Below are 26,096 nucleotides of genomic sequence, written 5' to 3' on the forward strand. Positions count from 1 at the left end.
AGTGTTTTTATCATTTTACTCATCCTTATTTTTTTCTGATATTGTACTATTTATTTTGGGAGTTGATATTGTAAGCTTCTCTTTTGCCCGCTTTTCCTTTAATTCAAAGTATGCTTCAAACACTTCATTAGCAATTTCTAAGTTTACATGTGATTGGTCTGTAGTGAGCCATGGTACAACTACAGAAACAGCAATTTCTGGATGATCATACGGCGCATATCCACCAAATGTAATATTCCAGAGCATTAGACCAGGACTATGTGATATAGGACCATTATATAATGCCTGGGCAGTACCTGTTTTTCCTGCAATTTTATATTGCTTATTTTTTATTCCATATCCCGTTCCAAGCGGATCATTTACAACTTGTTTAAATCCCTCTTGAACACGTTTAAGCCATTCACTCTTCATTTCGATTTTATTAAGCACTTTAGGTTGAATATCCTGTATAATAGGTCCAAGCTCATTTGCTTGATTACTAGGTTCACGAACTTCTTTAGCAATATGCGGCTGTATCCGATAGCCACCATTAGCAATGGTTGAGATATATTGTACAATTTGTAGGGGTGTATATGTATCATACTGACCAATCGCATAGTCTAATACTTTCCCCGCTTCAGGTGGGATCTGACCACTCCCATATCCTATTTGTTCTCCAGGTAAATCTATCCCCGTTTTTACGCCTAACCCAAACTGTGAGAAATTTTTTCTAAATGTTTCAATAGCAGCTACTTTATCAATGTTTAATCGTCCATTTGGAATATATGTTTGCTGTCCTCCCAATTTCATTGCCGTTAAAAACATATATACATTTGAAGATCGTTTTAGTGCATAGAGATCATTGATCGGTCCAAATCCCGTTGTATTCCATGATTTCTTTACTTTCGTGCCCAAAAATTTTACTGGTCTATCATTTAGTATTTCTCCTGGAGTGATAGCACCTGATTGATAGCCAGTTAATACAGTAGCTCCTTTGACTACAGACCCCATCTCATAGGATGTTGTAAGATTACCTAAAGCAAAATCATTCACATTCGTTTTGCCTGATGTACTATTTTGTTCAAACTGTTTTCCTGCCATAGATAAAATTTCTCCAGTATATGGATTCATCACTGTGACAAATGCACGATCTAAATAGGGCTGACCTAGTCTTGCTTTGCTTAATTTTTCTTTAATAATAGTTTCAACTTTACGCTGTAAATCAATATCAATAGAAAGGACTAAATCATCGCCTCTTTTTCCCTCTCTGATGACATGTGATTCTACCACTTTTCCATTTTTATCTGTTACATTTTTTACTTTTTCCTTTTGACCTTGTAATACTTCCTCGTATTGATACTCAATATAGCTTTTTCCGACACGATCATTTCTGCTATATCCTCTTGCTAAATAATAATCAACTGAATCTTTTGGCAATCCCTCTTTAGATGAAGATACTTTACCTATTACAGAAGCTAATATTTCCTTCCCTTCTTTATCTTTATAAAGATTATACCGATCCCAATCTATTGTTGTATCTACACCAGGAAGGGAATCTAGATTTTCACTTACCATCGCAAATTCTTTTGGAGAAACATTTTTTTTAATGATTTGTGGTGATAACGGGTAGCCGGTAATCATTTCTCGATAAATAGCTAATATCTCTAGTTCTTTCTTAGAAAATGAATTAATTTCCTTACTAGTAATACGATCAAGAGTTAAATGATACATTTTTGTATCGTAATCTTTATCATTTTTTAGTTTTTCTCGATCTGTATCAGTAATTTTTGCTTCTGCTTCGACTGGGTATTTTAAAATCCAATAATCTTTTTTATCAATCTCGGGTATTGTCTTTAAATCCTCTTTAGAATCCTTATGAATAATAGTTGCAAGTTTCTCAGCAATTTTTAAAACCTCTTCAGCTTTAATATTTTGTGGTCTCGTATATGTTATGGCATTTGAAGGCTTATTCCCGACAATTAGCATCCCATTGCGATCCATTATATTTCCGCGTGGCATAGATGTATTTATCGTTACATTTTCTTTCCTATCGATTTCTCGCCTATAATCGTCTCCGTAAATAATCTGCACAATGCCAAGTTTAAAAATAAGCAGTGAGAATAACAAAAATACAATAAAAAATAAAATATTCATACGAAAGGAGACGAATGTCTTTTTCTTCAATTTACACCCTCCATTTTCCTTTTGATTTTCTTAGCCATCCGTAATTATAATGAATGAATTTACATTCCAATCAAATACTACAAATGTAGTATTTGATGATAAAAAATACCTAAAAAAGCATAGTTGAACTTCTATCTTTTCTAATATAAACGATATCAAATTATAATCAACCAAAACTTTTACATTTGTAGTATTTACTATATCATGAATAGAAAATTACTTAAAGAAAAATGATTATTTATTCAAAGATAAATTTTTTTTAAATCCATTTGGGGGTATGGAATTTCTAATTTTTAGATAATATTTTGCTCGTAAACTAATCCAGCCTTTCCATTTAAGAAAAGCTGGATATATTTTTGTTATTATAATTTTTTTATTACCTTCATTTACATGATATTAATCTTTTCTTGTTTGTCATAAGCATCATCTACATTTATATCTGGATTTAGTTCCATCAATTGATTTATGAATTGATTTTTGTCTTTTGGAGAAATGATGATACTATGCCATTTATTATACTGAATTTCAATTCGATCCATAGACAATGCTGGACTTGAAATAAAATTTCTTGTTTTAGTAATTGATTTTATCCCTTTTATTTCAATACTTGTATAATGAAATGGGCCGGTTACGACTTTTAATAGCCCTTTATTTGTAATTTCGTAATAAGTATTCATCCATAGCCAAATAATTAAGACACAAGCTATAGCAATAACAATAAACTCAAATAATGTATCAGAATCATTTAGCCCATGGAACAATAAAAAGATCATTGTACCAATAAGTGTAATAACCAGTGCCCACACAATTAATGACAAGATTGGCCCCTTTTTAGAATAATAACGCATTTCCTTAAACTCCCCCGTCGTACAAATATTTCTATATTATATACGAGTAATAATGGGATAAGTTTCAAAAAAAAAATACATAGGTGCTTTCCCTATGTATTAACCGATTCTTCTATTAAATATTTTCTTGGTGTACCCATGAATAGCGTTTGATAAAGTTGTGAAGAAGTAGATTGAAATTCTATATGAATGGGTGCATCTAATAATAATGGGTAATAGTTAAAAAAGGGTCTGTCGCTATTGATTATCATCTTTATGAGAAATGGAAGTTCTTTTTGATAAATCATATAACGAATTTGCGCCAATTTTTTATCATTTGCTTCAGAATCAATATTAATTTTTCCTAGAAGAACGTATTCACCCATTTTTGTTGTCCATTCTGCCTGAATAACATTCTGCAAATTAAAGGAGGTTATCTGCTTACTACCCTTTAATCCAATAGAAACTAACCACTCACCTGTAGCTTCTGAATGTGATAGAGTATATCTTCTACCTTGTAATGGGGTTAATTTTGTTGCTAATGGAAGTATATTTACCGACAAATTGTCAAATCGATCAATCATATAGCATCCCCTCTTTATCTATGCTCATTATATAGTATGATACTTGCCTATAAAGGGTTAATGTTGTTTCCATTTTGCACTCTTAAGTTTCCAAGAGCCGTTTTCAAAATTCCAAATCGAAGTGACCGTTCCTAATACATCTGCATGATAGGCCCCACTAATTTGTCGATAGGCTTTTAATCCAACCTCTTTTGTCCCATTTAAGTTAATGATTTTATACATTGCTACCGGATCAATCATTAATTCAGTTGGTTCATTTAATTCCCCATTCTTTTGATACAATCCTAAACGAATATAATCTTTTTTTCGATTGCTCAAATCTACTGTTTTTGTAAACTGAGTTTCAGGTATTTGAATAGAAGCTTTAAAATTATTTTCAAAATGTCCTTGAATATTCAATGATTGTGGTAAAGGGAGGATGGAGGCTGTTCCATCTTTAAGCGTAGAAAGATGATAATTATTAAGCCCGCCACTCCCACCTGTTGCACTAGATTGAAATAGGTCAACGACACCATCATGATTTAGATCGGCAAATTCAATTTTAGGTTCATATCCTGGAGCATAGTCAATTCTGTACTTCGTATTTGCTGATGTTGTAATTTCTGCCCATACTTTTTTCATGTATGCGCTGCTAGGATCAATTTGAATCCCTTTTAGTACAATATGGTCATTTTTTTTATCACCTGTAACATCCATATTATATTCATGAATCACCTTTTCCTTAACCGTTTCCGACTCGACAGCATAGGTTATAGCTACTGTACTTAAAGACATAAAGAAAAAGGCTAAAAGGCCAAAAACATATTCTTTTTTCATGTATACTAACCCCTTTCCTGCTTTTGAATCTAGTATTTCCAGTATGTATTTGAATATGTAAATTAATCCAACATCTCGACAAGTTGTTTCTAATTGTTCATGAGTAGATACCATTTATATAAAAGTATAGATATTGTGTAATTGATGGAAGATCTCCCTTAATATCAACTTGATCTGATTGTTAGAATAGATTTTTGTTGTAAAATGTCATAAAATGAAATAAGTATTCAGAAAAGTATGTTAGTCTATATTTAGTGGAAATAAAAAGGGGAGATATTTTTGTATTTTTTAGCATTTACTATATCACTAGTTATTGTACTAATTACAATACCTCCAATTAGAAAATTAGCATTTAAAATTGATTTTGTAGACAAGCCTTCAAAACGAAAAATTCATAAAATACCTGTACCACAATTAGCAAGTATTTCGATTTTTTTAGGATTTTTTATTACCTTTTGGATATTTAACGATCAAATAAGGGATCACTCAATCCCAATCTTTATGGGCTCTCTTTTAATAATAGGCATTGGATTAGTAGATGATTGGTTTAAAACAAAGGGAAAAGAATTTCCTGCATGGCCAAAAGCCGCAGTACAATTATTAGCTGCTGTCTTAATTTACTATTCGGGAATTGTTTTTACAGGTTTTGCAAATCCAATAAGTGGGGAATACATTATTCTTCCTGCCTTTTTACAATTTGCCTTAACAGTCCTGTGGATTTTTGGTGTGACTACTGTTATCAATTTTATGGATGGTTTAGACGGACTTACAGGAGGCATTACGACAATTTCAGCTATCACGCTATTTATTGTAGCCTTATTTAAAGGACAACAGGAGTCTGCTATCTTATCCATCATTTTATTAGGTACAACTTTAGGCTATTTAAAGTATAATAAGCCGCCTGCGAAAATATATATGGGTGATGCAGGTGCTACTTTTTTAGGTTATATGTTAGCAATCATTTCTTTAAATGGCGCATTTAAACAAGCCACTCTTCTTTCTATTTTAATACCGATATTAGTTCTAAGTGTACCAATCTTCGATAATTTGTATGTGATTATTAAAAGGTTTTTACAAGGTAAACCAATTTACATAGCTGATCGAAGTCAAATACATTATCGATTAATTTCAAAGGGACTAAATCCAAAACAATCTACAGCATTTATCTTTTTACTAAGTACATGTTTTAGTTTATTGGCAATCATCGTATTACTGATTGATTCATTTTAACTGTAATGTAATATTTTCAACCAAGAAAAAAGAAGAAGCTCGATATACGGCTTCTTCTTTTTTCTATATTTTATTTCTTATTTAAATCCTCTTCACTATTGGATGAAAGTTCCTTCCAAATCTCAGTTATACTTCCATTTACAGTTTCATCAATTATGAATGATCCATTCGAATACCGATCATTATAACGTAAATTTTGAATTTGAACGGATTCAATTACTTCTTTTTCTGTCTGCAAAAACATAGTATCTTCTTCTTTAACTACGTCTAAACCAATGATTCGATGAGGGTTGTTTTTTAGTTCACGTAGCATAACCACGCCACGTTTAGCACGTGAGGTTTTTTCAAATTCACTTAATTTCATTTTTTTAATTGCACCACGTTGCGTGGCTATGAAAATGGATTCATTTGAATCATTACTCAAGATTTTTCCAGATACAACATAATCATTTTCTTTTAAGTTAATTCCTTTTACCCCTGCAGCTCGCGCACCAACAATATTTACTTCTTCCTCATTAAACCATAGCCCATAGCCTAAATGAGTGGCAATAAAGAGATCAAATGTACCATCAGTTAAGTGTACATCGATGACCTCATCATCGCCTTTTAAATTAATAGCAACTAGTGGTTTAGAATAACGTTGGGCATTATATTGATTGATTTCTGATTTTTTCGTCATGCCATTTTTCGTAATAAATAACAAGTAGCTTGGTTCCTGAAAATCTTTTACTTCCATTACCTTGATTATATGCTCATCCCGGTCAATTGGAATAATATTAGCTATATGTTGTCCAAGGTCTTTCCATCTAATATCAGGGAGCTCGTGAACAGGACAATATAAGTAATTGCCTTTATTCGTAAACAATAGGACAACGCTCGTTGTGTTTATCTCCTCTTGGAATAAGACTCGATCTGTTTCTTTAATAGCTAAATCCATTCCATTTGAAGCAGCGAATGAACGCATACTCGTTCTTTTTACATATCCATCCTTAGTTACCGTAACCATAACTTCTTCATTAGGAATCATTACTTCTAGATTTATTTTAATCTCTTCGATTTCATCCTCGATAACCGTTCTGCGATCATTGACATATTTCTTTTTAATCTCTTTTAATTCTTTTTTTATGACTCCTAGAAGTTTCTTTTCACTTTCCAATATAGACGTGTATTCTGCAATTTTTTTATTTAGTTCTTCAGCCTCTTGTTGAAGAGCGGTAATATCCGTATTTGTTAATCGATATAGTTGTAAAGAAACGATCGCTTCCGACTGTGCCTCTGTGAATTGATATTTTTGTATTAAGTTATCCTTCGCATTTCGTTTATCCTTCGAAGCTCGGATGGTCGCAATCACTTCGTCAAGAATGGATAATGCTTTCATTAATCCTTCAACAATATGCTGACGTTCACGTGCCTTATGTAAATCGAAAGTTGTACGATTTGTAACAACTTCTTTTTGGTGCTCTATATATGCATCTAATAGATCTTTTAATCCCATTAGCTTTGGTCTACGATTATGAATTGCCACCATGTTAAAATTGTAGGAAATTTGTAAATCGGTATTTTTAAACAAGAAGTTTAAGACACCATCTGCGTTCGCCTCTTTTTTTAATTCGATGACAATTCGAAGGCCTGTACGATCGGTTTCATCGCGTATTTCTGAAATTCCTTCTACTTTTCTATCTAACCGAAGCTCATCAATTTTTTTTACCATATTTGCCTTGTTTACTTCATATGGAATTTCAGTTATTACAATCTGTTGACGCCCTCCGCGAATTTCTTCGATTTCAGTCTTTCCACGAACCACCATTTTTCCTTTACCTGTTTCATAGGCTTTTTTAATTCCTTCAATCCCTTGAATAATCCCTCCAGTAGGGAAATCAGGACCTTTAATGATTGACATTAATTCATCCACTGTACAATCAGGATTTTCAATTCTTTTAATGGTCCCATCAATTACCTCACCAAGATGATGAGGAGGGATGTCTGTTGCATAACCGGCAGAAATCCCTGTTGACCCGTTCACTAGCAGATTAGGAAATCTTGCGGGGAGAACGGTTGGTTCCTTTGAAGTATCGTCAAAGTTTGGAATAAAATCCACGGTGTTTTTATCAATGTCTTGTAAAAGTTCAGATGCTATCGCTGATAATCTTGCTTCTGTATAACGCATAGCAGCAGCAGGATCTCCATCAATACTACCGTTATTTCCGTGCATTTCAATTAGTACATTTCTAACCTTCCAATCTTGACTCATACGTACCATAGCCTCATAAACAGAAGAATCTCCATGAGGGTGGTAATTACCGATTACATTCCCAACCGTTTTGGCGGATTTGCGAAATCCTTTTTCTGCTGTGTTTCCTTCTACATGCATCGCATATAAGATTCGTCGTTGAACAGGCTTTAATCCATCACGAGCATCTGGAAGGGCACGATCTTGAATAATATATTTACTGTACCTACCAAATCGATCACCTAAAACTTCTTCTAGGGGTAGGTCTTGAAATTTTTCTATTGTTGACATCAGTCTTCTTCCCCTCCATCAACTGATATATTTTCGTTATCTAATATGTTTTGGTCCTCTTCAAGACCAAAAGCTACATTGTTTTCAATCCATTTACGTCTTGGTTCGACCTTATCTCCCATCAAGGTAGTGACTCTACGTTCGGCTCTTGCTGCATCATCAATTCGAACACGTATTAAGGTTCTTGAATCTGGATTCATTGTTGTATCCCATAGTTGATCAGCGTTCATCTCTCCAAGTCCTTTATAGCGTTGGAGCATATAGCCTTTTCCTACCTTCTTAGTTACACTATTTAATTCATCCTCGGTCCATGCATATTCGATGATTTCTTTTTTTCCTGAACCCTTACTTACTTTATATAAAGGTGGGAGAGCAATATAAACCTTTCCCGCTTCAATAAGAGGCTTCATATAGCGATAAAAGAATGTAAGTAATAATACTTGAATATGTGCTCCATCTGTATCTGCATCGGTCATAATAATGATCTTATCATAATTGGCATCATCTACATTGAAATCTGGACCCACTCCGGCACCGATTGTATGAATGATTGTATTAATTTCTTCATTTTTAAAAATATCTTGGAGTTTTGCTTTTTCAGTGTTAATAACTTTTCCTCGTAAAGGAAGAACAGCCTGAAATCTTCTGTCGCGTCCTTGCTTCGCAGAACCACCAGCGGAATCTCCCTCAACTAAATAAAGTTCGTTTTTATCAGGATTGCGAGATTGTGCAGGAGTTAATTTACCAGATAACAAGCTTTCTGATTTTTTTCGCTTTTTTCCACTTCGTGCTTCTTCACGAGCCTTTCGTGCTGCTTCTCTTGCTTGAGCTGCTTTTATCGATTTTTTAATCAAGAGATTACTTGATTCTGGATTCTCTTCTAAGAAATAGGCTAGATGTTCCGAAACAACAGAATCTACAGCAGATCTAGCTTCACTTGTTCCTAATTTACCTTTAGTTTGACCTTCAAATTGAAGAAGTTCTTCTGGAATTCGCACAGAAACGATAGCAGATAACCCTTCACGAATATCTGTACCTTCCAGGTTTTTATCCTTTTCTTTCAATAAGTTCACTTTTCGAGCATATTCATTAATGACTCGTGTCATTGCTGTTTTTGCTCCGATTTCATGAGTTCCGCCGTCTTTTGTTCGAACATTATTAACAAATGAAAGAATGTTCTCAGAAAAACCATCATTAAATTGGAAGGCATATTCAACTTCGATTCCACTTGAATCTCCTTCAATAAAAACAACTGGGTGTAGAACATCTTTTCCTTCGTTTAAATATTCGACAAATGCTTCAATTCCATTTTCGTAAAAAAATACATCCTTTTGGTCGTATCTTTCATCAATGATTTCGATTTTTAATCCTTTTAATAAAAAGGCAGATTCACGTAAGCGTTCGCACAAGGTATCGTAATTATAAGTGGTTGTGCTGAATATGGATGGATCTGGTTTAAAATGAATGAGAGTTCCAGTTTGATTTGATTTTCCGATTTTCTCCAAAGTGGTTTCTGGCTTGCCACCATTAATAAATTTTTGTTGATATACAGCACCATCTCGCTTAATTGTGACTATTAGCCACTCGGATAATGCGTTAACAACTGAAGCACCTACACCATGTAAACCTCCAGATGTTTTATAACCACCTTGCCCAAATTTTCCCCCTGCATGTAGTACCGTAAAAATGACTTCGGTGGTTGGCTTGCCTAATTTATGCATTCCTGTTGGCATACCTCGGCCTTTATCCTCAACACTTATACTATTGTCTTTATGTATTTTAACGATAATATGATCTCCGTTACCTGCTAATGCCTCATCCACGGAGTTATCAACGATTTCATATACTAAATGATGAAGGCCTCTAGCATCCGTAGATCCTATGTACATACCTGGACGTTTTCTTACTGCTTCTAGACCTTCTAATACTTGTATTGCGTCATCGTTGTATTCAATTAAGTTTTGCTTCTTTACCACAAAGATTCCCCTTTCAAACACACTGCTCTCTTTCTCAAACTCCTTATATAGACAATGAATATATTTATACTCAACTGTCCACCGCTTAAAAAACAAACATCTGTTCGCTATTAATTATAACATCTTCCGTACAAACGTCTATTCACTATTTTAACTATAATTTGGTTTTTTTCAAATAGCATTAAATGTTTAAGTACTAATCTGTTAATTTGGCTGTTTTCTCTAACCTTGTATGTAAGGTTTTATCTAATAACTATCGGCTAAAAACCAATTCATCTTTCAAAAGCAACAAACTAAACGAAAACAGTCTTTTAAAAGACAATATAAGTTAAAACAAAGTATATTTTTTTTACATGATTAGAGTGTAAAGAAAAAGATACAGATAAAAAAGCAAGCGCTAATACCAACGCTTGCTTCAAGTATGAGACTATTTGGTTAATGCATGCTCTACTTTAATACAGCGGTTCATTATGACTGTTTTTCCTTTATCTTTAAGAAATTGATAAGCCTCTTCATTCTCAACACCAAGTTGGGACCAGAATACATCGGCATCTATTTCAACAAATTGCTGAGCAAGCTCAGGCAAAAATTCAGAACGTCTAAAAATATTGACAATATCTACATGGCCATCAATATCCTTCAAGGAAGAGACAGCTTTTACACCTAAAACCTCATCAACCGAAGGGTTTACAGGAATGATTTCATATCCTGCTTTTTGCATCGCTTCTGATATCATATAGGAAGTTCGCTCTGGATTATTGCTCAATCCAACGACTGCGACTCGCTTGGCTTTCTTTAAAATGATACCAATTTCTTCTCTACTTGGATTATCAATCGTCATTAATGTTCACCCCATTAATTACTAACTTATATTCTTTATCGTACTGCATTACTTGCAGAACTGCAAACGAATATCATTTTGCTCTCTTTTTTTTCCAAAGTAAATATTGCTCAGTGATCACTGCAAATAAGGTTCCTAAAATCAGCCCATTATTAATAATTGATGCAACAACGACTGGTAATCCAGTTGTCGCTTCAGCTGGAAGAAACATGACACCAACCCCAATTAAAAAGCCAATTCCAGCAGAAAAATAAGTGATTTGGCGATCAGTCGTTTTATCGATTTCTGAAAGTGCTAAGCCAACCATTTTTGTGAAAATTACAAAGGTGACTGCATAACCAACTGGTGCGGGTAATGCACTCATAACGTTCATAATAGGTGGAAGCAAAGAAATAATGGTTACAATTAAACTACCAAGGATAAATGGTCGGATGGACTTTATGCCAGTTTGACTAACAAAACCTGCTGCTCCTGAAATAGGAACAGGTCCAATGCTAGAAAATAAACCACCAGCTAGCTGATTAATTCCTGAAATAAATCCCGCCTGCTTATAACGTGTATTTTTTTTAGTTTCCTTCTTATTTATTACCTCTTCCATTACTCGAACAGAGGCAATCATATTAGTAATGAGTAAGATGGTAATAAAGAACGAGGTGACGATAATACCTGAGTCTAACTTTGGAATGCCAAAGGAAAAGATTTCAGGGAAGGATATCCATGAATGACTTTTAGGGACTTCGGGTGCAATTCCAAAGATTATAAATAAAAGCCAGCCTACGATCATTCCTATCATAATAGAAAATTGTTTGATCCATTGAATGCGAACTTGTCCTAAATAAAATGTTAATAGAATAATAATCGTACATAATATGGCAGTCGTTATTTGAATTTGATGTACCCCACTTGTTAAACCAAACATCCCTTTTATAAAGGAACCACTTAATTGGAGAATAAGTAAAAATAAATAAATAAAAGTAATTGATGGTGTAAATAACTTTGCCAGTTTTTGTATTAAACCAAATGCTGAAAAAATAAAGAAAAATACCCCACTCAACAGCATTCCGCCGGATAATTCTCTAAGAGTTTCGATATTTGAGGTATATAATGTACCTACAAATCCAGCATAAATAGTAAATACTCCCCACCATAAACCTGCAGGTCCTTCATTAATCGGTAAGCGGTGACCAATGATGCCTTGGAGCAATCCGGCAATTCCTAATACAAAAATCGTACGTTCTACAAACGCAGAAGTCTCAACAGGACTTAAATGGTAAATGTCTGCTATTGCTATAGGTGCAGCAATAGAACCCGCAATCATAAAAGCCATCCATTGGATGGCGGATACTGTTGTTTTCAAATAAATAACTCCTTACTGTATATTGTTAGTTAGGAGGAGGAGGTATTAAACCATCTACCTCCATCCTCCGATACTGTTTAGATATTATTTAAAAGCAGATAATGAGCTTTGAAGCGCTAGCCATGCAGAATCATCTGCAAAATAACGTGCCCATGAGGCAACACCAGCTAAGTCATATTGCGCAGCCAATTGTGCCCTTTTTTTCAATGAAAGAGAATCTTCTAACCACATCTTATAGACAATATTTGTTTTTGCGTCTTTATATTCGATATAATTTTGCCCTGTTTCTGGGTCTTCTTGGGCTTTTAAATTTCTTTCCTTCATCCAAGCATTTGCCTGATCCATTGACAACGCTTTGGAAGATACAGACATTTGCCCATCCTTCATTTCTTCCGACCATAAACGAGTAAAGAAAGGTAATCCTAGTATTAATTTTTCATTTGGAACTTCTTTTAGCAATTGTTCCAAATTGTTTTTCACCCATGGAAGACTTGCTACACTCCCTGCTGTTGGGGAACTTGCCCAATGCTCATCATAAGCCATTACGATTAAATAATCGACAACAGTAGCAAGCTTGTCTCGCTCATAGAATTCAGACCAGCTTCCTTTGGCGATAAAGGTTATATCCATAGATACGTATTTGCCTTCATTGTGTAAATAGACGGAAAGCTCCCTGACAAATTGAGTAACTAGTGGACCGTCCTCTGGTGAAACATTTTCTATATCGATGTTTAATCCATCTAATTTATAGGTTTTTACATAAGTTAGTAATTGATTAATGATCTTTGTTCTTGTTTCATAATGTGTTAAGGCTTCCTTTGTCAATGTCGGATCGAATGAATTAGAGAATAAAGCCCAAACTTGAAATCCATTTTTTCTTGCCCATTTCATATACGAATCAGAAGCAAGATTTGTCACGTCACCTTGATTATTTTTCAATTTAAACCATGTTGGAGAGACAATATTTACGCCTGGCATTTTAGGTAATTGATCTGGATTTGGAGTTTTTGTATAAACGGCCTCCCATGTTAAATGAATCGGCGCATTGTATTTTAAACTTGTTATTGATTCATCCTTAGTGACAGTTGAGATTTGTACCTTTTCGTTTTTAGTAACATATTCTTTTTTAATATACCCACCAATACCCTCAAGAGTTCGTACGAAATAATATTCTCCGATTGCTTTTTCAATCCGAATGTTTTCTCCTTTTTTGATCTCTTCTACATAAGAAGAATGCAAATCCGGTTTTGTTCGTAATCTTAAAAAGGCTTTTCGTGTATCCTTTACAGTAATCTTTCCTTTTTCATATGCCTCATTATTTTTTTCAATCCATATGACTTTATTTTCCTTAGTGATATGGAAATGAATAGGATAGATCTTAGTTAATGTCTTTAAATCGATATAAATATCGTTATTTATAGACTTAACAATTGGAAAATCGGTTTTTTTGGATACTTGATTGGCTGTATAACCTTCTTTGTTCAAAGGCATGTGAATAACCTTTTGATTGGTTGTTAGAATAACAGCGTTGTTCTCAATAAAAAGAGACTGATCAATATTCTTTTGAACGATTTTTATTGGGACATATAGTTGGTTTCCATCTTGTACAGCTGTACCTTGTATTTTTCCGTTAAGTAAAATAGAATTTTTATTACTTATATACTGTACTTTTTCAGAAGATGCAAAAGGATAAAAATAGAATAATAGACAAGCAGCCGCCAAAAGAAGCAGCACTAATATCCCGTAGAATAACTTATTTTTTCTTTTCTTTTTGGTTCTAAATTCTAATGTTGCCATTTAATTTCCTCCCTTCTTCATCCTACATGAGTACTACAATCAAGAAAAGAGAAAAATCTATTTTTAATAAAATTTTTCTTTCCTTAAAGTACATGGTACAATAAGAAAGCCTTATAGTTTCATATTTAAAGGGGTAATGTTATGACGTATGCACTTATTATCATTTTAGCTTATTTATTAGGATCGATTCCATCTGGTTTAATTGTGGGCAAGCTTTTCTATGGAATTGATATTAGACAACATGGGAGTGGGAATTTAGGCGGAACCAACTCTTTTCGAACTTTAGGAGTAAAAGCAGGAATTGCTGTTACAGCTGCGGATATATTAAAAGGAACATTAGCCACTTTATTGCCACTATTTTTCGGTGTGGATGATTCACTTCACCCACTACTCATTGGATTATTTGCTGTAATTGGACATATGTTTCCTATTTTTGCAGGTTTCCGTGGAGGTAAGGCTGTAGCAACATCTGGAGGGGTATTGCTTGCATATGTTCCTCTATTATTTATATTACTTGTTATCGTGTTTCTAATAAGTTTGAAAATCTGTAAATATGTATCTCTTTCATCCATTATAGCCGGTATTTTTGCAATAATTTATTCCGTTGTAGATTTTTTTATTACGAAGGATTGGCCATTGGTCGTGATTGTTTTTGCATTAGCAGGTTTTGTCATTTATCGCCACCGAACAAATATATCTAGAATTAAAAATAAAACAGAGCCAAAAGTAAAATGGATTTAACCAATGACCCTATTTAGGGTTATTTTTTTGTTTTCTTAAATTCTTTCACTACATTTGTATGATTTATTGTAAAATAAAATGGATTCTGAATTAAAAGGCTGGTTATAACATGATAAAACGACGGAACTTATACTTAAGCATGATCATATTGATTTTGCTTCTTTCCATTTTCATTTTATGCTTTATACAATACTATCAATGGAAGCAATCCTTTTTTAAGCAAGCACATAGCTCCTTAACTCATTCTGCACGTACAGTAAGTATTACTCCGAAAGATTTCCATACAAGTGCTGTGATTGGAGCAATTGGAGATATTTTAATCCATGATTGGGTATATGATGATGCTAGAACTCAAAGTGGCTATGATTTTAAGCCGATGTTTCAACCAGTTAAAGCAATGCTTCAGAAACCAGATTTATTAATTGCCAATCAGGAATCTATTCCTGGTGGAGAGAAATTAGGAATTAGTAGCTACCCTGCTTTTAATAGTCCATATGAAATTGTTGACGCGATTATGGATGCAGGTGTTGATCTTGTATCCACTGCAAATAATCATGCTCTAGATAAAGGTGAAAAAGGAATTTTAAGTTCAATTTCTTACTATGAAAATAAGAAGCTACCCTATGTAGGGACATTTAAAGATGTAAATGATCACCAGAAGCTAAGAGTTCAATCAGTAAACGGGATTAAAATTGCAGTTCTTGCTTATACATACGGGACGAATGGAATTCCTGTCCCTGACGGAAAAGATTATTTAGTTAATCTCATTAATAAAGATACGATACTATCCGAATTACAGAGAGCTCGTCAAGTGGCAGATTTAGTTATTTTAAACTTACATTGGGGTATAGAATATAATAGGCAGCCAAATGAAGAGCAAAAGATGTTGGCTAAATTATTTACAGATGGAGGTGCAGACATTATTCTAGGACACCATCCACACGTCCTTCAGCCGGTTGAAACGTTACATACTAAAGATGGCAGAGATGCATATGTCATCTATTCATTAGGGAATTTTCTATCGGGGCAAATGTGGGATTATAAGGATATTGGAGGAATGATTGAATTTAAAGTATCTAAAAATATTTTAAAAAATGAAAAGCAGATAAAAATTGAGGATATTCAATTTCATCCGACATATGTTGCCAATCAAAACTTAAGACAATACCGTGTTTATCCTCTCCAAGAAGCCTATGAAAAAGGATTAATTAATCATACCTACGACGAAATAATTCATTATATGATGTCTAATTAGAATAGCGAATCAATTTAGTAGTAGAATATATAAGAAAGAGCTTATAATGAAGATGATGAATACTCTTTTTGGAGAGGAGCTAACCGCATGGAAATTTACATATCAGATGAAGCAACAAAATGGTTCAAGGAAGAAATGTTTCTAGAAAATGGTGATCATATTCGGTTTTTCGTAAAGTATGGTGGATCTTCACCGGTTCAAGAAGGATTTTCATTAGGGATGTCAAAGGAAGCACCAAGTGATATAGCTGTAAAAAAAGAACAAAATGGAATACTTTTTTATATAGAAGAAAAGGATCTTTGGTATTTTGATAATCATAATTTACATGTTGATTATGATCAAGAACTAGATGAACCAATTTATTTGTATAAAAAATAAGGTGCCTTTTAAAAGTGTTTACTCATTATTATTCGTATAAGATAGGCAATAGAAAAAGGGATATACGTAGTGTTAAATGTCTTTGATAGCTAAAATAAAGAATACGAGAGTGAGCTTCATTTCGTTCACTCTCGTATTCTTTTGTGACAGAACTTGTTTAATTCTTCTATATGTCCCTCTTTTAATAATACTTCCGCCTGTTTATCTCCTAACAAATCAAAATGAGAATATCCATCCCTACGGTGATGAATCCATTCTTCTTTTAAACCGTATATAGTACCCCAGTTGACTAATTTTTCGATATTACGACAACCTACCTTCGTAACTGAGTTACAATTGGGGAAACGCTCATCAATCCAGAAATGAGTAATAATCGCAATTTCTCCTGAATCAATTTTATTTTTCCATTTTTTTAATTGACTTTTTGATATTCCGAAAGCCACAGGTCTCCCCCTCTAATAATTAAAAAGTTTATTTTTTTGCCTTTTCATATGCTTCATGCCAATCAGGGAATCGTTTTCGAATTGAAATAGGACGGAATGTTTCTTTCTTTACACATACATGCTTTGATTTGGCTATAACAGAGAGTTCTCCACCTTCCGTTAATACCTCATACCCATAAACAACACGTATACCATCATACTCTTCAATCCAAGTTTTAACTTTAGCAACTTCCCCATATCGAACAGGCTTTTTATAAGAAATTTCAATATCAACTACAGGAGATAAAACTCCTTCATTTTCCATATCAGCATATTTAAAACCTAAATTCTCTATAAGCTTCGTTCTACCGAGTTCTAACCATACTAAATAATTTGCATGATAGACAACACCCATTTGGTCTGTCTCTGCATAACGAACTTGAATATCTGTTTCTGAAATAATCATTCTTATGTAGTAGCACCTTTCATTAATAATATTATTTATTTTAGCACTGATTGTTGTGAATAACAAAAATAACAGCCGGCATCAAACCGGCTGTTAATCATTATTGATATTGATTATTTTGAGCATGTGCCTCATCTTTTACTTCACTGCGCATACTCTCGATACTTTCACGGCGGCGTTCATTTTTCGCTTCTATTTTGGCACGTTCTTCATTACTTGAGAGACTAGCCGTTTCTTCCGCTTTTTCAATATTCTCAAGTGTGTTATCAATCATATTTTGTAATTTTTCTACATTATCACTGCGATCATCTGGTTTAGGTTTATTCCATGCCATATTAAAGTCCTCCTTACAGTAAGAGTGACCACAATTTTTGTGGACAATGATAGTATGTTGTTTTTACTATCTATTCAAGCGTGGTTTTTTTTAGCACTTACATGTTATTCCCCTTTAGTCTGAATTACCTGGGCGTGCTCTCCTGATTTATCTTGCATTTGTTTTCCTTTGTTCCCACCAAAAGAACGAGGCTGTGTACCTAAATGTGTAGGCCCGTAGTATTTGCTTTTCTTTTTTGGATTACTCATAAAAAAACCCCCTTTGATTTTAAGTTTCACCTAAAATAAAGGGGATATGAGTAGTAAATATAGGTTTATTCCGCCAATTTAATTGAATGCTTTTGTTCAAGCTTTGTTTCAATTCTTTCAATAGCTTCTTGATCTCTTAATAAAGCTTGTTTATTTTCCAACACTAAATCTGAAAATGATTTCTTATTTGTTTTTCTCATCTATATAATCTCCTTAAGTTGTATATTTTTTAATAGTATGGTCATAAAATTAAAAATTTATAATTATTTTTCCAATACTTTTGAAATAACCTAGTTATTTCTACATATTTATTTTAACATAAATTAAAATTTTCTAACAACTTTATCTTAGAACTGTCACAAAATTGTTATAATAATAGTATTTCAAAAAAATAAACACTTCAAAAGAAGAAGTGTCTGTAGTTATTTGAATAATTTTTCTAATTGCTGATCATTTAATGCTCCGTAATGTTTATTAATTATAATTCCCTTCTCATCCACAATATAAGTACTTGGGATCGCTAATACTTGGTATTGTGTATCGACTACATCTTTCTCATCTAAAAGAATCGGAAATGATAAATTTAATTTTTTTACATAGCCTTCTACATTAGATTTTGTATCAATATTAATCGCTAGTATTTCAATATTATCGTGATTCTCTTGATAGAATTTCTCGAGTACAGGCATTTCTATTTTACATGGGTAACACCAAGTGGCAAAGAAATTGAGTATTACGCGTTTCCCCTTAAAATCAGCTAGTCGCATTTTTTTACCTGTTAGAGTGGTTAGTTCAAAATCAGGTGCTTTAGATCCGATTTCTAGTCCTTCTGCAACCTCTTCTTCCTCTTCTTCTGGTTCCTCAATTTGAGATGACATAATAGAATTATATAACTCATTTAAATCCTCATCACTGGCTTTTGATGAAGACGTTTCTGTAGATGCTTTAACTTGTTTATCTTTTTTATGTTCAAGTGCTTGTACTAGCATCGTACAAACTAACAGCATGATTATCATAAATGGAAGGATTCTTTTAAACATTTTTTCCTCCTATGGAATGATCATTTATTTACTCTATTTAAGTATATGTACTTTTTAAAAAATTAGTATAAAAAAACACACTCTGTAAAACAGAGTGTGTGAGATCAGTCGATTATGCTTGTAATTTGTCGCGAAGTACCATTTGAAGAATACCACCATGACGATAGTAATCAATTTCGACATCAGAATCGAAACGTACAAGTACTTCAAATTCTTTCTTGTTGCCTGCTTCATCTGTAGCAGTTACTTTCAAAATATCACGTGGCTTAACATTTTCATCAATGTGAACATCAATGATTTCTTTTCCAGTTAAACCAAGTGTTTCAGCGTTTTCACCTTTCTTGAATTGAAGTGGTAAAACACCCATTAATGCAAGATTAGAACGGTGAATACGTTCAAAGCTTTCTGCAATAACTGTTTTAATACCAAGAAGATTTGTACCTTTTGCTGCCCAGTCACGAGAAGATCCCATACCGTAATCTTTACCAGCAAGAACAACTAATCCAGTGCCGTCTTCTTTGTATTTCATGCAAGCATCATACATTGAAGTTACTTCATTAGTTGGCCAGTAAGTTGAAAAACCACCTTCTGTTCCAGGAGCAATTTGGTTACGAATTCGGATATTCGCAAATGTACCACGCATCATGACTTCATGGTTACCACGACGAGAACCATAAGAGTTAAATTCGCGAGGTTCTACCCCGTTTTCACGTAAGTATTTACCTGCAGGAGTATCTTTACCAATTGCACCAGCTGGTGAAATATGGTCAGTAGTTACAGAATCACCAAATTTAGCTACGATACGAAGACTAGATAATGGCTTAACTTCCTCTGGATTTGGAGAAAGATTTTCAAAGAATGGCGGATTCGCAATATATGTTGATTTTTCATCCCAAGTATATAATGGATCATTACCTGTTTTGATTTCATTCCAACGTTCATTATCGTCGAATACACGCTCGTATTCTTTGCGGAATAACTCAGGTGTTACGCTTTGTTTAACCGCTTCATTTACCTCTTCAGTAGATGGCCAAATATCTTTCATGTAAACATCATTACCGTCTTTATCTTTTCCAATTGGCTCATTGATAAGATCGATGTCTACTGTACCTGCTAAAGCATAAGCAACAACTAATGGTGGTGATGCTAAGTAGTTTGCTTTTACAAGCGGATGGATACGGCCCTCAAAGTTACGGTTACCAGAAAGAACTGAAGTAACAAGTAAATCGTTTTCTGCAATCGTCTTTTCGATTTCTTCTTTAAGTGGACCAGAGTTACCGATACATGTTGTACAACCATAACCAACAAGATTGAATCCTAATTGATCAAGATATCCTAGAAGTCCAGAATCTCTTAAATATCCAGTAACAACTTTTGAACCTGGAGCCAAAGATGTTTTTACATATTTAGGTACCGTTAAGCCTTTTTCAACTGCTTTTTTGGCAACTAAACCTGCACCTAACATAACATAAGGGTTAGAAGTGTTTGTACAACTTGTAATAGCAGCAATAGCAACGGCGCCGGTTTTCATTGTTGCTTCATCGCCATTATCGAATTTAACTACCGCTTCTTTCTTAATTTCTGTATCTTTTAATCCAAATCCTTGGTTACCTACAGGAGCAGTTACCGCATCTTGGAAAGCTGTTTGCATTTTAGATAGCGGAATTAAGTCCTGTGGACGTTTTGGACCTGATAAGTTTGCTTCTATATCAGATAAGTTAATTTCAACAACATCTGTGTAAACAGGTTCTTCATTTTCTGGAGTGAAGAACATATTGTTTTCCTGTAAATATTTCTCTACAAGCTTAATATGCTCCTCCGGACGACCAGTTAATCGAAGATATCCTAAGCTTTCAGCATCTACAGGGAAGAAACCACAAGTAGCGCCATATTCAGGGGCCATGTTAGCAATTGTTGCACGGTCAGCAAGTGGTAATTTAGATACACCAGGACCAAAGAATTCAACAAATTTACCAACAACACCTTTTTGGCGTAACACTTGAGTAACTTTTAGTGCTAAGTCAGTCGCAGTCGCTCCATTTGGAAGTTCCCCTACTAATTTAACACCGATAACTTCTGGAATTGGGAAGTATGAAGGTTGACCAAGCATACCTGCTTCCGCTTCAATTCCACCAACACCCCATCCAAGAACACCGATACCATTGATCATTGTTGTATGAGAGTCAGTACCTACTAGAGTATCTGGGAATGCTTCAAATTCACCATCTGCAGTTTCAATTGCATGAACTACGCTAGCAAGATATTCTAAGTTAACTTGGTGAACAATACCAGTTGCTGGTGGAACGGCACGATAATTATCAAATGCTTTCGTAGCCCAGCTTAAGAATTGATAACGTTCTGCGTTACGTTCAAATTCAAAATCCATATTCGCTTTTAAAGCGTCTGCAGTACCATATTTGTCAACTTGTACTGAGTGGTCAATTACAAGATCGACAGGAATTTCAGGATTAATTTTATCAGGATCTCCACCTAAATCAGCCATTGCTTTACGTAAAGAAGCAAGGTCTACAACGGCAGGTACACCTGTGAAATCTTGGAGAATAACACGAGATGGCTTAAAAGGTACCTCTGCATCTTTTACTTCTTCAGATCCCCATTTTGATAAATTTTCAACATGTTCTTTTGTAATTACACGGCCATCCAGTTGGCGAAGTACAGATTCTAATAATACTTTTACTGAGTATGGTAAGCGAGAGATTTTCGCTAAACCTGCTTCTTCAAGAGCTGCAAGACGATAAAAATGATAACGTTTGCCTTCTAGTTCAAAAGAAGTACGTGCGTTAAAAACGTCGTTTTTAGCCACTCAAGATTCCCCCTCTTTTTCAAAAAATGTCATATTCACTGATAGTTTCACGAAAAGCTCGAATTATGTTCAATTACTTTTCACAATTACCATCTTAATATAAGTAGTTACATAAGTAAATAACAAGAATGTTATCGTTTTTAATAAGAAAATATTATCATAATCGGGGAACCTTTAAATATTAGCTCAAGTTTTTGTTTCTCGTTATATTTATTATCATTTAATGAGTTACATATTTCGTTTTTTATGAAAAAATGCAGATTTTTGTCTATTCTTTTCTTAAACTTTGATTTACGTACATTTTAAAGAATTAATATAATTTTAAGAAAGACCAAACTCTACCATCCACTGAGAAAAGAGTTGCAAACATTGTAAGAACGTTGAACTCTTTTGTTAAGCGTAAAAGCCGGCACTAAGGCTTTTACATAACTAAAATTAAAATATCCATTTAAAGATTCTTTTCTTAAACTTTGATTTAGGTACTGTTTTAACGAATTAAAATAATTTTAAGAAAGGACAAACTCTACCATCCACTGAGAAAAGAAAGTGCTATAAAAAGATTATCTCTGTATTTTTGTGTATAAAAAAAGCGCAGAATCTCTATTAATTAAAAGATTTTCTACGCTAATTTTCGGTTGACAACTACTAATTTCGATGAAACGAACCCATTACTTCAGTTGTTTCGGTAATATTAACAAATGCACTAGGGTCAATATCTCTAATTAAAGATTTAACATCTGTCAATTGATACCTAGTAATAACAGTCATTAAGATTTTTCGATTTTCCCCTGAATAAGCACCTTCACCATCTATTAAAGTGATTCCGCGATATACACTCGAAAGTAATTTTTCTTTCATCTCTTTTCCTTTGTCGGTCACAATCATCACGGTGAGTTTTATATGTTTCGTATGAATTGTATCAACCACTTTACCAGTTGCATAAATGGCTACCATTGTGTTTAAAGCTGCATCCCAACTAAAAATAAATCCTGAAATTAGAACAACAATTCCATTCATAGCAGATAAAATTGTCCCTAATGGGAAATCTTTTTTCTTATTTAGTAGCATGGCTAAAATATCGAAACCACCGGATGAACCTGATACTCGAAAAATTAATCCGATTCCTAATCCAGTTATTACTCCACCAAATAAAGAGGATAATATCGGTTCAGTTGAAATCTGTTTAATTGGTATGATGTATAGTCCTACTGAGATTACCACAACGGATAAAATAGTATAAAGAATAAACCGTTTACCTAATTTAAACACTCCAAGAATCAGTAAAGGAAGATTAAGTAAAAAATTTAATATTCCTGTATTAAATGGAGTAATCAGACCTAGCATAATTGCAATACCACTTAAACCACTACTTAAGATTTCATGAGGTATTAGAAACAAATTATATGCAACACTCACTAATAAGGAACCGATGATAATAGTTATGATTCTGTTCATTCCTTCTCCCCTTTATTTACAATCTTTCACTAGAGAATATTATATTAAAGAAAGAAACAATAAAAAAACTAAAAGTTTTTTCAAAAATATAAGATTCAATTGCCAATTCTAAATTGATAGTTATTTCTAAATTTGATTATTTCTATCGTTCTTGCACAAAATAGTATTGGAGGTGAAATAAATGGTTAAAAGAAAAGCGAACCATATCATTCCAGGAATGAATGCAGCCAGTGCACAAGGAAAAGGTACAGGATATAATGAAGAGTTTTCCAATGAACCCCTAACCGAGAAACAGAAGCAAAATAATAAAAAGCGAAAGAAAAACCAATAGCTTTTAATCGTTCACACATATATTAAAATAGAGACCGTTAAAACACAGCATTACGTCAACCTGTGTTTTAACGGTCTCTTGACCTTTTAATCATTATTTACGTCATTTACAATTTGTTCAATATCTGAACGGAACTTCTCTAGTTGCTGTCTTTGGGTTTCGCTTGCTACTTCCATGGCATTTTCTATTTGTTGATATGTTTCATTGACTTCATTTTTTAAATGTTTTAACTGCTGACCATAGTCATCACTATCGCGAACTAATTGACTATAAACGTCGTCTAATTGCTTCATGCCCTGTTGTGCAGCTTGAAAAGCTTGTTGTTTATTTTTATGATATGGCATCATGTCTCTCCCTTTCAAAGTTCTTTTCAAAAATAGATTGCGCTTATTTACACAAAATATACGGTATAAATCCCTTCAATAAGCACAATCTATGCGAAGGAGGGATGTAGAAATGTCTAATAAAAATGATGGAAAAGATATGAGAAAAAATGCTCCAAAACAATCTGGGCAACCTGAACCATTAAGTGGGTCTAAAAAAGTAAAAAATCGTAATCATACACGCCAAAAGCATAATCAAGGCCATGATATGTAGCAAATAATCACGAAATGGCTCTTTTCTCAAACATAGTTGGTATTTAAGTAAGTATTAACTAATAACTATCTGCTTACTATTGCTAACCTTTAAATTTTACTGGGTAAGGAGCTGGAATTTCCAACAAAAATGCTGAAATCTTGTAATGTCGACAGTTAGGCTTATACAAGAGCAACAAACTATACTTAAAACAACCTTCGAAATAAACTAGAAAAAAGGGAGAATGATCAACTCCCTTTTATTCTGGTTCTGGCTCTGTTTTCTTTTTTATTGGTTTGGCCCGTACATAAAGTCTTAAATCTCTTCGCTCCTTCATCAATGATTTATATAACGAAATAATCATCAAGATAATAATAATTGAAAATGGAAAAGCTGCAATAATAAGGGCATTTTGTAAGCCTTGCAATCCGCCACTATATAATAAAATCACTGCAACTAAAGACTGTAAAATTCCCCAGGTTAATTTCACACTATTTGGGGGAAGTAACGAACCATATGTTGTTTGCATACCAAGAACAAAGGTTGCTGAATCTGCAGATGTAATAAAAAATATAGCAATTAGAATGAGAGCTATGATTGAAAGTATGGTTGTCATCGGGACATTTTCAAAAACTCCAAATAATACTTCCTCTGTTTTCAATGCGGTTAAATCGATTCTCCCTTGTTGTTGAACACGGATGGAAGCGGTGCCAAAAACAGCAAACCAAATAAAACTAACAATGGATGGTGCTAACAAAACACCTATTAGAAACTGGCGAATCGTTCTCCCTTTTGATACACGGGCAATAAAAATACCAACAAATGGGGACCAAGAGATCCACCAGGCCCAGTAGAAAATCGTCCACGAATTAATCCAATTACGATTTTCTGAATTTAATGGGGCAATACGAAAGCTCATTTGAATAATATTTTGCAAATATTTCCCTAACGTATCTGTAAATAGATTTAAAATTAATAAGGTGGGTCCAGCGATAAACATTAGAATTAACAATATTATTGCTAAAACTAAATTCGTATTACTTAAATATTTGATTCCTTTCCCTAATCCTGACCATGCCGATATGATAAATAATACCGTGACTACACCAATAATAATAAGTTGAACTTTGAAATTATTAGGGATATCAAAAAGAAATGATAGTCCTCCATTAATTTGTGCTGCACCAAATCCAAGTGTCGTTGCGACCCCTATGACTGTTGCTAAAACGGCTAGAATATCAATGAGTCCTCCTATTTTGCCGCTTGCATATTTTCCAAGAATCGGTGTAAGTGTTGAACTAATCAGTCCTGGCTCACCTTTTCTAAAATTAAAATAGGCTAAAGCTAATGCAATCAATGCATAGATGCCCCAAGCATGTAAGCCCCAGTGAAAAAAAGTAAAGCGCATCGATTCTTTTAATGCATCATCACTTCCAGGCTCAGACAGGGGTGGATTCGTTGCAAAATGGGACAATGGCTCTGCCGCTCCCCAAAAGACAAGACCAATTCCCATTCCAGCACTAAATAACATAGCAAACCAGGAAACAGTAGAATATTCGGGCTTATCATTCGGTTTTCCTAATGTAATTGCACCAATCGGACTAAGTATAAGAAAAATACAAAAGATAACGATTAACGATACCAAAATTAAATAATACCAACCAAACCTGGACGTAAGAAAAGCTTGGATATTTGAGGTGATTGTTTCAAAATTGTTTGGAGCTGCAACCCCATATACGACGGCAATTAACAAAATAGCGACAGAAACCCAAAAGACACTCGATATGTTTTTCATCAAATTCTCCTTTCTAGGCTTCAATGAAACTGAGTAAAATTTTATTGTTCTTACTCTTCTTTAATTAGCTGCAAAGTTTATATTCCCCTATTTCTACGTATTAATCCCTTATGTATATG

25 protein-coding genes are annotated in these 26,096 nt (G+C 33.8%); 6 read left to right on the forward strand and 19 right to left on the reverse strand.

The window, feature by feature from the left end; translation table 11 throughout:
- Positions 1 to 15: 15 nt before the first annotated feature.
- From NST63_RS12620 to NST63_RS12635, 4 genes are all read right to left on the reverse strand, one after another.
- The gene (locus tag NST63_RS12620; RefSeq protein ID WP_212945760.1) at positions 16 to 2,133 is read right to left on the reverse strand and encodes a peptidoglycan D,D-transpeptidase FtsI family protein; all 2,118 of its coding nucleotides are present in this window, start codon (positions 2,131 to 2,133) and stop codon (positions 16 to 18) included.
- 416 nt (positions 2,134 to 2,549) lie between these two features.
- Complete coding sequence (locus tag NST63_RS12625) at positions 2,550 to 3,011, reverse strand: PH domain-containing protein (RefSeq protein ID WP_212945594.1); 462 nt, start codon at positions 3,009 to 3,011, stop codon at positions 2,550 to 2,552.
- 92 nt (positions 3,012 to 3,103) lie between these two features.
- Positions 3,104 to 3,574, reverse strand: coding sequence for a staygreen family protein (locus NST63_RS12630; protein WP_212945595.1), 471 nt, complete (start codon positions 3,572 to 3,574; stop codon positions 3,104 to 3,106).
- Positions 3,575 to 3,631: 57 nt separating this feature from the next.
- Positions 3,632 to 4,390, reverse strand: coding sequence for a hypothetical protein (locus NST63_RS12635; protein WP_341042342.1), 759 nt, complete (start codon positions 4,388 to 4,390; stop codon positions 3,632 to 3,634).
- 273 nt (positions 4,391 to 4,663) lie between these two features.
- Between NST63_RS12635 and NST63_RS12640 the strand changes: the two genes are divergently transcribed.
- Positions 4,664 to 5,620, forward strand: coding sequence for an MraY family glycosyltransferase (locus tag NST63_RS12640; protein WP_341044194.1), 957 nt, complete (start codon positions 4,664 to 4,666; stop codon positions 5,618 to 5,620).
- Between the two features lie 70 nt (positions 5,621 to 5,690).
- Here NST63_RS12640 and parC read toward each other — a convergent pair whose 3' ends face one another.
- From parC to NST63_RS12665, 5 genes are all read right to left on the reverse strand, one after another.
- Entirely contained in the window at positions 5,691 to 8,141 is a 2,451-nt protein-coding gene (gene parC, locus NST63_RS12645; protein WP_341042344.1) for a DNA topoisomerase IV subunit A, read from the reverse strand.
- Complete coding sequence (gene parE, locus NST63_RS12650; RefSeq protein ID WP_212945598.1) at positions 8,141 to 10,117, reverse strand: DNA topoisomerase IV subunit B; 1,977 nt, start codon at positions 10,115 to 10,117, stop codon at positions 8,141 to 8,143. Before parE ends, parC begins: the two co-directional genes overlap by 1 nt.
- Before the next feature lie 427 nt (positions 10,118 to 10,544).
- The gene (locus NST63_RS12655) at positions 10,545 to 10,958 is read right to left on the reverse strand and encodes a CoA-binding protein (RefSeq protein ID WP_212945599.1); all 414 of its coding nucleotides are present in this window, start codon (positions 10,956 to 10,958) and stop codon (positions 10,545 to 10,547) included.
- A 73-nt stretch (positions 10,959 to 11,031) separates the two neighbouring features.
- Positions 11,032 to 12,315, reverse strand: coding sequence for a purine/pyrimidine permease (locus NST63_RS12660; RefSeq protein ID WP_212945600.1), 1,284 nt, complete (start codon positions 12,313 to 12,315; stop codon positions 11,032 to 11,034).
- Positions 12,316 to 12,399: 84 nt separating this feature from the next.
- Positions 12,400 to 14,112 carry a glycosyl hydrolase family 18 protein gene (locus tag NST63_RS12665; protein ID WP_341042348.1) on the reverse strand — a complete coding sequence of 571 codons (1,713 nt, stop codon included), beginning with the start codon at positions 14,110 to 14,112 and terminating at the stop codon, positions 12,400 to 12,402.
- A gap of 141 nt (positions 14,113 to 14,253) precedes the next feature.
- Here NST63_RS12665 and plsY point away from each other — a divergent pair, with 141 nt between their 5' ends.
- The 3 genes from plsY (at position 14,254) to NST63_RS12680 (ending at position 16,486) form a co-directional block, all read left to right on the forward strand.
- On the forward strand, positions 14,254 to 14,853 hold the full coding sequence (gene plsY, locus NST63_RS12670) for a glycerol-3-phosphate 1-O-acyltransferase PlsY (RefSeq protein WP_212945602.1): 600 nt from the start codon (positions 14,254 to 14,256) through the stop codon (positions 14,851 to 14,853).
- Between the two features lie 109 nt (positions 14,854 to 14,962).
- Positions 14,963 to 16,108 (forward strand): CapA family protein, encoded by a 1,146-nt coding sequence (locus tag NST63_RS12675; RefSeq protein ID WP_212945603.1) that lies wholly within the window; start codon positions 14,963 to 14,965, stop codon positions 16,106 to 16,108.
- 87 nt (positions 16,109 to 16,195) lie between these two features.
- Positions 16,196 to 16,486: a HesB/YadR/YfhF family protein gene (locus tag NST63_RS12680; protein WP_212945604.1), complete on the forward strand. Its 291-nt coding sequence runs from the start codon at positions 16,196 to 16,198 to the stop codon at positions 16,484 to 16,486.
- A 125-nt stretch (positions 16,487 to 16,611) separates the two neighbouring features.
- On the opposite strand, the gene NST63_RS12685 is transcribed toward NST63_RS12680, so the two are convergent.
- From NST63_RS12685 to NST63_RS12720, 8 genes are all read right to left on the reverse strand, one after another.
- The gene (locus tag NST63_RS12685; protein WP_212945605.1) at positions 16,612 to 16,929 is read right to left on the reverse strand and encodes a hypothetical protein; all 318 of its coding nucleotides are present in this window, start codon (positions 16,927 to 16,929) and stop codon (positions 16,612 to 16,614) included.
- Positions 16,930 to 16,957: 28 nt separating this feature from the next.
- On the reverse strand, positions 16,958 to 17,374 hold the full coding sequence (locus tag NST63_RS12690; protein ID WP_212945606.1) for an acyl-CoA thioesterase: 417 nt from the start codon (positions 17,372 to 17,374) through the stop codon (positions 16,958 to 16,960).
- Positions 17,375 to 17,474: 100 nt separating this feature from the next.
- On the reverse strand, positions 17,475 to 17,708 hold the full coding sequence (gene tlp / locus NST63_RS12695) for a small acid-soluble spore protein Tlp (protein WP_058003658.1): 234 nt from the start codon (positions 17,706 to 17,708) through the stop codon (positions 17,475 to 17,477).
- Between the two features lie 104 nt (positions 17,709 to 17,812).
- Positions 17,813 to 17,956, reverse strand: a complete 144-nt coding sequence (locus NST63_RS12700; RefSeq protein ID WP_058003659.1) for an acid-soluble spore protein N — start codon at positions 17,954 to 17,956, stop codon at positions 17,813 to 17,815.
- Between the two features lie 65 nt (positions 17,957 to 18,021).
- Complete coding sequence (locus NST63_RS12705) at positions 18,022 to 18,156, reverse strand: FbpB family small basic protein (RefSeq protein WP_071975949.1); 135 nt, start codon at positions 18,154 to 18,156, stop codon at positions 18,022 to 18,024.
- 222 nt (positions 18,157 to 18,378) lie between these two features.
- Positions 18,379 to 18,996, reverse strand: coding sequence for a TlpA family protein disulfide reductase (locus NST63_RS12710; protein WP_341042355.1), 618 nt, complete (start codon positions 18,994 to 18,996; stop codon positions 18,379 to 18,381).
- A 112-nt stretch (positions 18,997 to 19,108) separates the two neighbouring features.
- Positions 19,109 to 21,820 carry an aconitate hydratase AcnA gene (gene acnA / locus NST63_RS12715; protein WP_058003660.1) on the reverse strand — a complete coding sequence of 904 codons (2,712 nt, stop codon included), beginning with the start codon at positions 21,818 to 21,820 and terminating at the stop codon, positions 19,109 to 19,111.
- A gap of 645 nt (positions 21,821 to 22,465) precedes the next feature.
- Positions 22,466 to 23,275, reverse strand: a complete 810-nt coding sequence (locus NST63_RS12720; RefSeq protein WP_058003661.1) for a YitT family protein — start codon at positions 23,273 to 23,275, stop codon at positions 22,466 to 22,468.
- Between the two features lie 181 nt (positions 23,276 to 23,456).
- On the opposite strand from NST63_RS12720, the gene sspO reads away from it, so the two are divergent.
- On the forward strand, positions 23,457 to 23,606 hold the full coding sequence (sspO, locus tag NST63_RS12725; protein WP_058003662.1) for a small acid-soluble spore protein O: 150 nt from the start codon (positions 23,457 to 23,459) through the stop codon (positions 23,604 to 23,606).
- Positions 23,607 to 23,692: 86 nt separating this feature from the next.
- On the opposite strand, the gene NST63_RS12730 is transcribed toward sspO, so the two are convergent.
- On the reverse strand, positions 23,693 to 23,950 hold the full coding sequence (locus NST63_RS12730) for a hypothetical protein (protein WP_212945610.1): 258 nt from the start codon (positions 23,948 to 23,950) through the stop codon (positions 23,693 to 23,695).
- A gap of 112 nt (positions 23,951 to 24,062) precedes the next feature.
- Here NST63_RS12730 and NST63_RS12735 point away from each other — a divergent pair, with 112 nt between their 5' ends.
- Positions 24,063 to 24,203 carry a small acid-soluble spore protein P gene (locus NST63_RS12735; protein WP_212945611.1) on the forward strand — a complete coding sequence of 47 codons (141 nt, stop codon included), beginning with the start codon at positions 24,063 to 24,065 and terminating at the stop codon, positions 24,201 to 24,203.
- Between the two features lie 238 nt (positions 24,204 to 24,441).
- On the opposite strand, the gene NST63_RS12740 is transcribed toward NST63_RS12735, so the two are convergent.
- On the reverse strand, positions 24,442 to 25,977 hold the full coding sequence (locus tag NST63_RS12740; RefSeq protein ID WP_212945612.1) for a glycine betaine uptake BCCT transporter: 1,536 nt from the start codon (positions 25,975 to 25,977) through the stop codon (positions 24,442 to 24,444).
- Positions 25,978 to 26,096 lie beyond the last annotated feature (119 nt).

The organism is Heyndrickxia sp. FSL W8-0496, from assembly GCF_038007825.1.
Lineage (GTDB): Bacteria > Bacillota > Bacilli > Bacillales > Bacillaceae_C > Heyndrickxia > Heyndrickxia oleronia.